This is a genomic window from Clostridium sp. SGI.024 (assembly GCF_050315195.1).
Classification (GTDB): Bacteria; Bacillota; Clostridia; order Clostridiales; family Clostridiaceae; genus Clostridium.
This window is the reverse complement of the sequence record NZ_JBNPON010000036.1, coordinates 1-12550: the sequence shown is the minus strand read 5'-3', so window position 1 is coordinate 12550 and position 12550 is coordinate 1. Positions and strand designations below refer to the sequence as shown.

Sequence of the window (12550 nt, the reverse complement as noted above, 5' to 3'; positions counted from 1 at the left end):
TAAAAAATTAAAATTATAAAATTTGATTCAAATCACATTTTTATTTTGTAAGTTTTCTTATAATTTACTCATAGATAAGAAAACATTATTGGAGGAGTTCATTATGAAAAATAATATAAATAAAAATTTAAGTTTAGGTGAATGTGTTATTATTTATCCTGCAATTGTAGAAAAGTTTAATGATATGCAATTAGATTATTGCTGTGGTGGAAATAAAAATTTAGAAGTTGCATTAAAAGAAAAAGATATTGATGTAGATAAATTTATTGAAGATATAAATAAGGAGCTTGAAAAATTTGTATTTGATAATTCATCATATATAAATTGGAATGAAAAAAATTCAGAGGAATTAATTAATCACATAGTAAATACTCATCATACTAAAACTTTTGAATTGTTAAAGGATATAGATCCATTACTAGTTAAGGTATTTAAAGTTCATTATAATCACTTACCAGAAGTCTTAACTAAAGTTCATAAGCTTTTTGGAGCACTAAAATGTGAGTTAGAAGAACATTTAATAAAAGAGGAAAAGATATTATTTCCAAAGATAATTGAATTTGAAAATACTAATGATAAAACAAAGAAAAAAATTTTAAAAGCAGAAATAGAAAGATTTATAGGAGAACATGAAGCAGCAGGAGACATACTTAAAGAATTAGCAAGTATTACTAATGATTATAATGCCCCAGAATGGGCATGTACAAGCTTTAAATTAGCATATATGAAGATGCATGAACTTGAAAAAGATTTATTTGTTCATATTCATAAAGAAAATAATAGTCTATTTAAGAGATATCAATAGAAATTTATTGAAAATATAGAGGTGATTAATATATGGAAAAGAAAAGATTTATTTTAGATAATGGTATAAATAGAGCAGTCAATGAAGACAAAATAAAGGAATTAACAATACTTTTAAGAAATTTAAATGAAAAAGGATTAACAGAAGACTTAAAGGAAAAGGGATTAAAGCTTGTTAAATCAATAAGTCCATTGGAACTTTCTATGGCAGAACAAAGCTTAGTAGAAGAAGGAATGAACCCAAGTGAATTAAGACATTTATGTGAAATTCATATGATGATTTTAAAAGGTGAACTTGAAAAATTACAAAGTAATATATCTAAAGGACATGTTTTATATACGTTAATAGAAGAACATGAATTAATATTAAATTTTTTAAAGGAATTAGAAGAAGTGACAAATCTAATACTAGATATGGAAAGCTATGATAAGGACAGAAAAGAATTTACAAGAGTAACTGAATTAATTATAAGTATATTAGATGCTGAGCCACATCATAAAAGGGAGGAAGATGTTTTATTTCCAGAACTTGAAACAAGGGGGATAACAGGACCTACTAGAATAATGAGACTTGAACATGAAGATTTAAGAAAGAAGAAAAGAGCACTAAAGGAATTAAGTGAGTCTGTTGAAAACTTAGATTTTAATGATTATAAAGATGAGTTGAAAAAACTTTCAAATTCTATTTGTTTTGAATTAAAAGACCATATATTTAAGGAAAACTATATATTATATCCTACAGCATTAGAAAGTATAGAAAGCAATGCTAAGTGGGTTAATATGAAAAAAGAATGTGACAATATAGGTTATTGTACATTTACACCCGAGGATTGTAAGTAATAAATATAAACTTAAAAAGAATGCCTCCTTCTAAATTATATAATTTAATTATAAATGTGAGTTTTATAGTATAATTAAATTAATTTATATGATTTAGGCTAGGAGGTATTTTATTTTGAATTGTGATTGTTGTTGTGAAAAATGTGCAAGTAGATTATATGCACGAGAAGTACCTATATTTGAATCACTTTCTGAAGAGGAATTAGATAGAATAATATCTATAAGAAAGCATATGTTTTTAAAAAAAGGAGAAAGTTTATTTTTAGAAGGCGATAAAGTTTCTAAACTTTTTATAATAAGTGAAGGAATGATAAAAATAAGTAAAACTACTGTAACTGGAAAGGAGCAGATTATAAATATATTGACAGTTGGAGATTTTCTTGGAGAAAGTAATATACTAGGAGATACACATGAAATAAATGTATCTGCAACAGCAGTTAAAAATACTGAATTATGTACTATTTCAAGAGAAGATTTAAAAGAAATATTATATTCTAATCCTGAAATAGCATTAAAACTTTTGTCTGAATTAAATAAGAGACTATCAGAGGTAGAAAACTTAAGTAAGAATCTATCAAATAACAATCCTGAATCAAGAATATGTTATATGTTAATTGAGTTTTCAGAGAAATATGGAAAGATTATAAATGATAGTATAGAAATTGAGCTACCTTTAAATAGAGAAGGTATGGCAAATTACTGTGGCTTAGCAAGGGAAACGTTAAGTAGAAAACTAAGTTATTTAGAAAATAAAAATATAATAGATATTATAGGAACAAAGAAAATAAGGATAAGAAGTTTAGAATTATTAGAGAAAGAAATTTATTAATATATATAATGCATAAATTTTTATAACTATATATATTGGATAATAAAAGAATAAAATGGTAAAATAGAGTGAGGATATTTGGGACTTGATAATTAATAAGAGGATTTAGAGGGTGAATAATTTATGCATAAGGTCAATAAAAGATTCTATTAGAAATAGATAATCTTTTAGAAGCTATAGTGAAGAATTACTATTAGAAGAAACAATTGATAAAATTGAGGAATATGTTAATACATTGGATAATCCTTTTGATATTAATGTAAGAATAAGACTAGTAAAAAAAAGAAAAATATGATGGAGTAGTTAGATTAGGAACTTATGGAGTAATAAATGGTGCAAATTATTATCTTATAGCAGTGTGTGAAAAGGGTTACTTTGATTTAGAAGCATTAGGATATACATTTGAAAAGGCTATCTTATATTGTACTTCTTTAGGTCTTGATTCTGTATGGCTTGGAGCTAGCTTTAGTAAAAGTGCTTTTGAAAAGACAATTAACTTAAAAGAAAATGAAATATTACCAGTAATATCTCCAATTGGATATAAGGGAGGAAAAAAATCTTTTATTTCATATTTTATAAAGGACCATAGAAATAATAGAATAGATTTTTCAGAGTTATTTTTTAATAAAGATTTTAGTAAAAAGTTTATTAAAAAGGAAGATATATATTCTAGGACTTTAGAGATGGTTAGATTAGCACCATCATCTTTAAATAGCCAACCTTGGAGGATAGTGGTTGATGAAGATAACTTCCATATATATAATATAGGAAAATCAAAAATGAATAGAATAGATATAGGAATAGCACTTTGTCATCTTGATTTATTTTTAAAAGAAATGTGGATAGATGGAGAATTCAGATCTACTAATCCTAGACTAGATACTAAATATAAATATGTAGTTAGTTGGATAAGAAAATAGTAATGTATATTAAAAATATAACATTATAATTTATAAGTATTAGGAATTATTAGTTTTATTATAAAAAATATATATTATCTTATGATTCTTTGGATAAAATTCAAGGGGAAAATAAGATAATATATTTTTTTGCAATTTAATATAAAGAATATACAAATAAAAGAATTAATTTGCAAATTTTATTATTTAATACTGATATTATAATATTTGTAAAGGGTTTAATTAGTCCAGTAACTAAAGGGATTAATAAATAATATTATTATAAATGAAGGAAATAATGTAAGGGTGGGATAATAAAATGGTAAAAGAAATTTTATCAAAAGTTTTAAATGAGAGATTTAAAAAGACAATAAAAGAATCAAGTAATGAAGAAATTTATTTAGCTTTATTAGAATTAACAAAAGATTCAATAAAGAAACAAGGAAATAATGAAGGGAATAAGAAGTTATATTATATTTCTGCAGAATTTTTAATAGGAAAGCTTTTATCTAATAACTTAATTAATTTAGGCTTATATGAAGAAGTTAAAAAAGTTTTACATGATAATGGTAAGGAGCTTACTGAAATTGAAGAAGTAGAATTAGAGCCCTCATTAGGTAATGGTGGACTTGGAAGACTTGCAGCTTGTTTCCTAGATTCAATTGCTACATTAGGACTTAATGGAGATGGAATAGGTTTAAATTATCATTTTGGTTTATTTAAACAAGTTTTTGAAAATAATAAACAAAAAGCTGTTAAGAATCCATGGATAACTAGTGAAAGTTGGTTAAATAAAACAGATATAAAATTCGAAGTTCCATTTGGAGGTTTTAAGGTTACATCAACTCTTTATGATATAGACGTTACTGGATATAATAAGCCATGTAACAAACTTCATTTATTTGATATAGATACTATAGATGAATCCTTAGTAAAAGATGGCATTAATTTCAATAAGGAAGAAATAAAGAAAAATTTAACTTTATTCTTATATCCAGATGATAGTGATAAGGCTGGAAATTTATTAAGAGTTTATCAACAATACTTTATGGTAAGTAATGCAGCACAACTTATATTAAAGGAATTTGAAGCAAAAGGATATGATATTCATAAGCTAAATGAACATGTTGTAATACAAATAAATGATACACATCCATCAATGGTTATTCCTGAATTAATTAGGCTTTTAGGCAATAGAGGAATAGAAATGGATGAAGCAATAGAAATAGTTTCTAAGACTTGTGCATATACAAATCATACTATTTTAGCAGAAGCTTTAGAAAAATGGCCAATGGAATACTTGGATAGAGTTGCACCACAATTAATGCCAATAATAAGAGAGTTAGCTAACAAAGTAAAAGCTAAGTATTCTGATGAAAGAGTGCATATAATTGATAAGGATGGAAGAGTTCATATGGCTAATATGGATATTCACTATGGATTTAGTGTAAATGGAGTTGCTGCTCTTCATACAGAAATATTGGAAGATGAAGAACTTAAACCATTTTATGATATATATCCTGAGAAGTTTAATAATAAAACAAATGGTATAACATTTAGAAGATGGTTAATTCACTGTAATAATGAACTTTCAGAGTACATTAGTAGCTTAATTGGTGATGAATTTAAAACTGATGCAAAAAAATTAGAAGACTTAGTAAAATATATAGATAATAATGAAGTGCTAAAAAGGTTAGAAGAAATTAAAAAAGATAATAAATTAGAATTGAAGAAATATTTAAAGGATACACAAAATATAGATGTTGATGAAAATTCTATATTTGATATTCAAATAAAGAGACTTCATGAATATAAGAGACAACAAATGAATGTACTTTATATTATTTATAAATATTTAGAAATTAAGAAGGGAAATCTTCCAAAAAGAACAGTTACAATTATATTTGGAGCAAAAGCAGCACCAGCATATGTAATTGCTCAAGATATAATTCATACAATATTATGTTTACAAGAAATAATAAATAATGATCCAGAAGTAAATAAATATTTAAAGGTTGTTATGGTTGAAAACTATAATGTAACAAAAGCAGAAAAATTAATACCAGCTTGTGATGTTTCAGAACAAATTTCATTAGCTTCAAAGGAGGCTTCAGGTACTGGTAATATGAAATTTATGCTAAATGGAGCATTAACTTTAGGAACTGAAGATGGAGCAAATGTTGAAATTCATGAATTAGTTGGAGATGATAATATCTATATCTTTGGTGAATCAAGTGAAGAAGTTATTGAACATTATAAGAAATCAGATTACATTTCAAAGACATACTATGAAAAACCAGAAATTAAGGAGTTAGTTGATTTTATAGTAAGTGATGAAATGTTAGCTGTTGGAGATAAAGAAAATCTAACTAGACTTCAAAAGGAACTAATTAATAAAGATTGGTTTATGACATTACTAGATTTAGAGGACTATATTAAGACTAAGGAAAAGGTGTTTAAGGATTACGAAGATAGAAATACTTGGAATAAGAAGGTATTAATTAATATTAGTAAAGCTGGATTCTTCTCATCAGATAGAACTATTGAAGAATACAATAGAGATATATGGAAGCTAAGATAATAGGTAAGAGGGAAGAAGTAAGAGTTAGAATTAAAGATTGAAAAAATGAAAATTAAAAAGTAAAAAATAAGGAAGTGATTTGGAGTAAATTACTTCCTTATTTTAGCTGTTTATCTGAATTTAAAGTATCTTTCAGGAATATTAATTTTTAAGTATTCTTCAATTTCTTCTAGAATATTATAGTTTTTAGGATCTGTAATAAGGCAAGTATAACCAGTATCTCCAGCACGAGCTGTTCTACCTATTCTGTGAATATAGCTTTCTACACTTTCAGGAGCATCATAGTTATATATATGAGTTACTCCAGTTACATCAATTCCTCTTGAAGCAACATCCGTTGCAATTAAATATTGTATTTCACAATTTCTAAAAGATTTCATTATTTTTTCTCTTTTATTTTGAGGAATATCACTATGTATTTTAGCAGCTTTTATACCTTTAGCAGCAAGTTTAATTTCTAATTCATCAGCACGTCTTTTGGTTCTGCAGAAGATAATAGACATAAAGGGATTATCTTCTTCTAAAATCTTAACTAAAGCATCTGCTTTCCATCTGTCTGTAGTTTTAACAACTTCTTGTCGTATATTAGGAATTTCAGATTCTTCATTTTCTGTAATATCAATAATAGTTGGATTATCCATATATCTGTAAGCAAGTTTTTTAACCTTAGAATCTATAGTTGCAGAAAAGCAAAGAGTTTGAATCTTTTTTGGAGCATAAGACATTATTTTTTCTATTTCATTTCTAAAGCCCATTAAAAGCATTTGATCTGCTTCATCTATAACCACAGTATTTAATTTACTTAAATCTATGCTTTTTCTTTCTAAATGATCTATTAATCTTCCTGGGGTTGCAATGATAATGTTAATACCCTTATTAAGCTTCTTTAATTGAGAGCCAACATCTTTACCACCATAAGCAGCTAATATTCCTAAATCATTTATATTAAATTTATTAGCTTCTTCAGTAATTTGAATAGCTAATTCTCTAGTGGGAGATAAAATTAACACTTCTGTATTTTTAGAATTGCTGTTTATTCTTTGAAGAATAGGTAGTAAGAAGGATAGGGTTTTACCAGAACCAGTTTTAGACTTTACTATTAAATCATTTTTATTGATGATTTTAGGAATAACCTCTTCTTGAACCTTAGTAGGAGTTACTATTCCATTCTTTTTTAATAAGTCAATTAATTGCAAATTTATATTTAAATTTTTAAAATTCATATATTTATCCTTTCCATAAATCTTTATAAATAGAGAGGAGCTTGGTATCCGGCGAAAGACAACCCAAGCTCCTCAAGTAATTAGCACTTACGTACCAACTGCTTAAATAGAATAACATTAAATTAAATAAATAGCAACAAAAATATTAATAAATTTAATATATTTATTTGTTATTTAGAAAATTTTAAGTTTTAAATTTAAAAGATAATTAATAAAAGTAATATAAATATTGACATAAGTAGAATATAATAATAATATGTTAAAAAGAATATTCAAAATCTTATGAAAAAGAAATAGTAATTAAATTAAGCTTCATTAAAGAGAGTTAAGGCTGGTGAAATCTTAGCAAGAAGAAATTTAATGAATGGATCTTGGAGGAATAAGGAGAAATCTTATGAGAGTATCTGAAATGGTGGACTGCACCTTATAGCAGATAGAGTATGCTAGTACTTGAAGATGAGTGGTATAACTTTAAAGTTATGCAATTTAGGTGGTATCACGGAGATTTTACTTCGTCCTATTTTTTAGGGCGAAGTTTTTTTATTTTATATAAATAGGAGGATTAAATATGGGAAAAGAAGTTATATTAACAGGGGATAGACCAACAGGAAAACTTCATATAGGTCATTATGTTGGTTCTTTACTTAATAGGGTTCAATTACAAAATACAAATAATTATGAGATGAATATAATGATTGCCGATACTCAAGCATTAACAGACAATGCAAGAAATCCAGAGAAAATTAGAAATAGTTTACTAGATGTTTTATTAGATTATTTGGCAGTAGGAATAGATGCTAAAAAGTCTACTATTTTTATTCAATCTCAGATACCAGAGCTTAATGAATTAGCTATGCATTATTTAAACTTAGTTTCATTATCTAGGTTAGAGAGAAATCCAACAGTAAAAAGTGAAATTAAAGAAAGAGGATTTGAAAGTAGCATACCAGCAGGATTTTTAATTTATCCAGTTAGCCAAGCTGCTGATATAACTGCATTTAAAGCCAATCTAGTTCCAGTAGGAGAAGATCAGCTACCTATGATAGAGCAAACTAGGGAAATTGTTAGAAGTTTTAATAATATTTATAAAACTAATATATTAGTTGAGCCAAAGGCAATTATTCCAAAGGGAATTTCAGCAAGGCTTCCTGGAATAGATGGCAAAAGTAAAATGAGTAAATCATTAGGGAATACAATTTATTTATCAGATGATGAAGATACAATAAGAAAAAAGGTTATGAGTATGTACACTGATCAAAATCACATAAGAGTTGAAGACCCAGGAAAGATTGAAGGAAATGTTGTATTTACTTATTTAGATGTTTTTTGTAAGGATAAGATAGTATTAAATGAAATGAAGGAAAATTACAAGAGAGGTGGATTAGGAGACGTAAAGATAAAGAAATATTTAAATGAAATATTGCAAGCTGAGCTTAAACCTATAAGAGATAAGCGCAAAGACTTAGAAAAGAATAAATATTATTTATATGAAATATTAAAAGAAGGAAGTATAAGGGCAAGAAATATAGCTTCTAGTACACTAGTTGAGGTTAGAAATGTAATTGGATTAAATTATTTTATCTAAGTTATTCATATTTCCATTGAAATATATATGTTAAATAAATATAACTAGAGTAGATTATAAAGGAATTTTTGCTGGAGTAATAGCTCTTAGCGGTATGTAGTTACTTATATTTTATTGGATAGAAAAATTTGTCCATGTAAGTAAAAAGAGCTGTGTAAACAGCTCCATTCTTATTTAGCTTTAAATCTTTTTCTCTTAAATAAAGATACAAAAATGATACTTATTAATAACAAAGTTATATACCCAAATAAGGTGAAAATTGTACCTATACTATTTCTAGCGGTGAAGGGTGATGAAGTATTTATTTTCCCAAAGCCTTGCTGTCTATTATTTGTATTCATTTCTTCATTATCATTATTACTTTGCATTTGAACTTCGGGCTGTTCAGTTGGTGCATTAGGATTTTGATTTTTGTTGTTTTGCATCTGTCCATCCTGCCTTGGGGGTTTTGGCATTTGCCCTCCCTGCATTGGAGCTCCAGGTATTTCATTATCTTGAACTTGCTCTTCTAGGGCTTCATTATTCTCTATATTAGAGCTAGCAGTTGAGATAGCATCAGTAGGCTTTTGAAAGTTTATGTTTTTGTCCATATTTTTCATGCCACCTTGACTACCTAAAGCAGTTAAATTAACTGTAGTTTCAATAGTACCATAGTTAGTTGAAGGCTGACTTCCGTCAAGTTGTGTAGATATACTTTTTGATCTATCTACTCCGAAGTTTATTAATTCAGGAAGAGAAGCTATATATTCTTTATAAGTATAAAAGGCAGTAGCATCATTTTTAACATAATCTGATATAAGTGAATTTACTTGACTTATAGTATTTTCATAGGTTCCATCATTAACATAATTAACTATTTCTTGAAGATATTTATGATAAGTTTCTTTATACTTATCAACCTCTAATAATTTACCTATTAAAGGACTATTTTCAAGAGAATCTGTAACTGGGCTATCTATTGGGAAATTAATAGCTTTACTAGCTGTTCCTATATTAAAGGCCCCAAAGGAAAGGTTATAGTCCCAAGGAATTATTTCAAATACTCCATCTCTTTCATAAAGATAATAGTTATGTTTCATATTAGAAGCATAGCTATCTAAATTTACAAGGAAGGTATTTACTGCAAAATATCTAAGTATTTCATCTACATTAAGATATTCTTCTAAATTAGTTCCTTCATTTAGATTTTTTATCATTTCAATAACTTTATCTTCATCAGTGTCAGTTGTTGTTTTAAATACATTATTGTCAAATATATCAGAATAAGATTCTTTGTTATCATCAGAATAAACTAGATTTCCACCATTAGAAGCACCAATGCCTCCACCCATCATACCACCTCTAAATCCCTTATCTTTAAGGTTTTCATTGCCTTGAGAATTATTATTTTGGTTATCAATTATATTAGGAAGTGAAGTATTATCTCCATTTTGAACATTGCCCATATTAGGAGGTGTTATAGTTCCTCCGCCTTGTGCATTATCCATAGGAGGGGCCATATTCTCTCCATCTTGAGGATTATCCATATTAGGAGGAGGCATATTCTCTCCATCTTGATCTTTATTCATTGTAGGAGGTACAAAATTTCCTTCATTATTCATATTAGGCATCGTATCCTTGCCACCTATTTCATTTCCTTCAGGTTTATATAAGTTTCCAGATAAAGAACCATAATTTCTTTCAATAAACTCTTCTTCAATAACTTCTACAGCAAAGTATAATCCCCATTCTTCTCCATTTACCTTTATATTTGTAAAGGCAAAGGCTGGAGTAGGAACACCCATTTTTTCTAGAAGATCATAAGAAAGATATTCCTTCATATAAGTTGCATCAGACATTACATTATTTAATGCAATTTTACTTAAGCCATCTAAAGTTTGTCCATCTACATATTCATCAAATTTTACTTTAAAGCTATATCTATCAGTGGTATCATCACTTGCAATCATGGATAAACTAGAATTTCCTTTGGCTCTGATACCAACATTATTATATTTAGTTCCATTAACAGTAATATTTGCATTTATATATTCTTCATTTATAGCATTATCTAATAGATAGTTCCAATTATCTTCATCAATTTCTAAATCAATTTCTGTTACTTGCTCTTTATTAAAGATAGTTTCAATATAATTAAAATTACTAGAAGAATTTGAAGCTTCATCAGTAATATTTTTGGAATTTACATAAATTATAGTAGTAAAAAATAGAGCTATAGCTGTGAATGTAGCAATTATAGCATTTATATATTTATTTGAAATCATTTTTTTACACCACCTTAAGGGTTAATTCATGTAGTCTCCATTATAGCTTACTAGAACAACGTTATTAACTCCTTCTAAATTATTAATTTCATTTACGAATTTAGTTGACATTTCTTTTAATCTTATTTCAACAGTAATTTCTATTCCATTACTAGCAGATACAGTTTTAGATTTTATAACATGTTTCTTTACAGATTTATTAATATGATTCATTGCCAAGTTTTCACTATTGTCATCAGAACAATTTACTATTAATATATAAGGATTATCTGAACTCTTTTTGTTTATAAATACAAGTAATATAATGCCTATAAAAACAGATCCAAATATAGCTAAGGGAATAAGACCAGCTCCGAGAACTATACCAACACTTATTGACAAAAAAACAAAAGCAATATCTAGTGGTTCTTTAATAGCTGATCTAAATCTTACTATTGATAAAGCACCAACCATACCAAGTGATAATACAACATTTGAAGTTACAGCTAAGATTATAAGTGTAGTTATTAAAGTCATAGCAAGAAGTGAAACGCCAAAGTTTTCAGAGTACATAACCCCTCTAAAAGTTTTCTTATAAACTAAGAAAATAAATAGGCCTATTGCAAATGCAAGAGCAAGAGCTATAACCATATCAAGAATTGAGAATGAAGAAGCTTTTTCTAAAAAGCTAGATTTAAAAATATCATTAAAAGTCATTTTTGTTACCTCCAAAATATAAATTATACTGTAAATAATCGACATGCTGCATATTTTGATACAGCAGTTTGACTACGAATATTTGTTTGAATAAGATCTCTTATTATGTCAGGAAGAAAATTATCATATTTAATTTCTAAAATTATTGGATTTTCATTTACTAAACCTAAGGTTGGAAGATTAGCATCAAAGATATTTGTAGAGTATAGACCACTCTTTAGATTACTATCTATAGTTATTCTTACATTTCCAGGTGCGTAAATATATGCTTCTCTAGTATAATCAACGATAGTCTTAGGTTTAATGCATTGATATTTAAGCTTACAATAAAATTCTTTTAAAACATCATTATTTGAATTTCTTAAAAATTCTATATCTCCATTTAATATTTTTTCACATTCTTCCTTAGTTAATGGAGCAGAAGATTTATAACATAATCCATTAGATTTACTTTTCTTTTCAAGCTTGATAAAAGAATGGTTATGGTTATAGAACCTAATTCTAAATTTTTCTCTATTATTAAATCCATTAATTTTTTCCATTAAAGCTTTATCAGAGTAATTATCAAAATATAAACTTCTTATATTATAAATACCATCATCTCCTGCATTTCTATCTAATGTTGCAAAGTATTTAAGCCTATTCTTTATAGACAGATAGTCAGAGTAATTAATAAATACTTTAATTTCATGTCTTGGCTTTGTCATAAAATAATCACCTCTCATCAAAATAATACTATTATATAAACCTTAATTTAGTCTTAAATTTAATTTTATTTTAAGGTTTCTATGGTAGAATTTTGTTATGGAATAAATAAACTACTTTAATT

Annotated in this window: 10 protein-coding genes and 1 other annotated feature; of the genes, 6 read left to right on the top strand and 4 right to left on the bottom strand. The window is 26.7% G+C overall.

Annotated elements, in window-relative coordinates; translation table 11 throughout:
* Positions 1-103 precede the first annotated feature (103 nt).
* The 5 genes from ric (at position 104) to ACQRD5_RS10755 (ending at position 5953) form a co-directional block, all read left to right on the top strand.
* Positions 104-805: an iron-sulfur cluster repair di-iron protein gene (ric, locus tag ACQRD5_RS10775; RefSeq protein ID WP_294170910.1), complete on the top strand. Its 702-nt coding sequence runs from the start codon at positions 104-106 to the stop codon at positions 803-805.
* Positions 806-837: 32 nt separating this feature from the next.
* Entirely contained in the window at positions 838-1644 is an 807-nt protein-coding gene (locus ACQRD5_RS10770; protein ID WP_294170911.1) for a DUF438 domain-containing protein, read from the top strand.
* 115 nt (positions 1645-1759) lie between these two features.
* The gene (locus ACQRD5_RS10765; protein ID WP_294170913.1) at positions 1760-2473 is read left to right on the top strand and encodes a Crp/Fnr family transcriptional regulator; all 714 of its coding nucleotides are present in this window, start codon (positions 1760-1762) and stop codon (positions 2471-2473) included.
* A gap of 356 nt (positions 2474-2829) precedes the next feature.
* Positions 2830-3393, top strand: a complete 564-nt coding sequence (locus ACQRD5_RS10760) for a nitroreductase family protein (RefSeq protein WP_294170915.1) — start codon at positions 2830-2832, stop codon at positions 3391-3393.
* A 298-nt stretch (positions 3394-3691) separates the two neighbouring features.
* Positions 3692-5953: a glycogen/starch/alpha-glucan phosphorylase gene (locus ACQRD5_RS10755; RefSeq protein ID WP_294363307.1), complete on the top strand. Its 2262-nt coding sequence runs from the start codon at positions 3692-3694 to the stop codon at positions 5951-5953.
* A 110-nt stretch (positions 5954-6063) separates the two neighbouring features.
* Here the strand turns inward: ACQRD5_RS10755 and ACQRD5_RS10750 are convergent, their stop codons facing one another.
* Complete coding sequence (locus ACQRD5_RS10750) at positions 6064-7176, bottom strand: DEAD/DEAH box helicase (RefSeq protein WP_427746790.1); 1113 nt, start codon at positions 7174-7176, stop codon at positions 6064-6066.
* Between the two features lie 273 nt (positions 7177-7449).
* Positions 7450-7699 (top strand) — a binding site (T-box leader).
* A gap of 45 nt (positions 7700-7744) precedes the next feature.
* On the opposite strand from ACQRD5_RS10750, the gene trpS reads away from it, so the two are divergent.
* Positions 7745-8761, top strand: a complete 1017-nt coding sequence (gene trpS / locus ACQRD5_RS10745) for a tryptophan--tRNA ligase (protein WP_320901203.1) — start codon at positions 7745-7747, stop codon at positions 8759-8761.
* Positions 8762-8931: 170 nt separating this feature from the next.
* Here the strand turns inward: trpS and ACQRD5_RS10740 are convergent, their stop codons facing one another.
* The 3 genes from ACQRD5_RS10740 to ACQRD5_RS10730 are packed head-to-tail and all read right to left on the bottom strand — an operon-like array spanning position 8932 to position 12428.
* Positions 8932-11025, bottom strand: a complete 2094-nt coding sequence (locus ACQRD5_RS10740; protein WP_320901205.1) for a CotH kinase family protein — start codon at positions 11023-11025, stop codon at positions 8932-8934.
* Between the two features lie 21 nt (positions 11026-11046).
* Entirely contained in the window at positions 11047-11721 is a 675-nt protein-coding gene (locus tag ACQRD5_RS10735; RefSeq protein WP_320901207.1) for a DUF4956 domain-containing protein, read from the bottom strand.
* Between the two features lie 23 nt (positions 11722-11744).
* Positions 11745-12428 carry a polyphosphate polymerase domain-containing protein gene (locus ACQRD5_RS10730; protein ID WP_294363303.1) on the bottom strand — a complete coding sequence of 228 codons (684 nt, stop codon included), beginning with the start codon at positions 12426-12428 and terminating at the stop codon, positions 11745-11747.
* Between the last annotated feature and the right edge of the window lie 122 nt (positions 12429-12550).

Coding starts and splice junctions, on each gene's coding strand:
- ric (WP_294170910.1), top strand. CDS start 104: ATGAAAAATAATATAAATAAAAATTTAAGTTTAGGTGAATGTGTTATT.
- ACQRD5_RS10770 (WP_294170911.1), top strand. CDS start 838: ATGGAAAAGAAAAGATTTATTTTAGATAATGGTATAAATAGAGCAGTC.
- ACQRD5_RS10755 (WP_294363307.1), top strand. CDS start 3,692: ATGGTAAAAGAAATTTTATCAAAAGTTTTAAATGAGAGATTTAAAAAG.
- ACQRD5_RS10750 (WP_427746790.1), bottom strand. CDS start 7,176: ATGAATTTTAAAAATTTAAATATAAATTTGCAATTAATTGACTTATTA.
- trpS (WP_320901203.1), top strand. CDS start 7,745: ATGGGAAAAGAAGTTATATTAACAGGGGATAGACCAACAGGAAAACTT.
- ACQRD5_RS10740 (WP_320901205.1), bottom strand. CDS start 11,025: ATGATTTCAAATAAATATATAAATGCTATAATTGCTACATTCACAGCT.
- ACQRD5_RS10735 (WP_320901207.1), bottom strand. CDS start 11,721: ATGACTTTTAATGATATTTTTAAATCTAGCTTTTTAGAAAAAGCTTCT.
- ACQRD5_RS10730 (WP_294363303.1), bottom strand. CDS start 12,428: ATGACAAAGCCAAGACATGAAATTAAAGTATTTATTAATTACTCTGAC.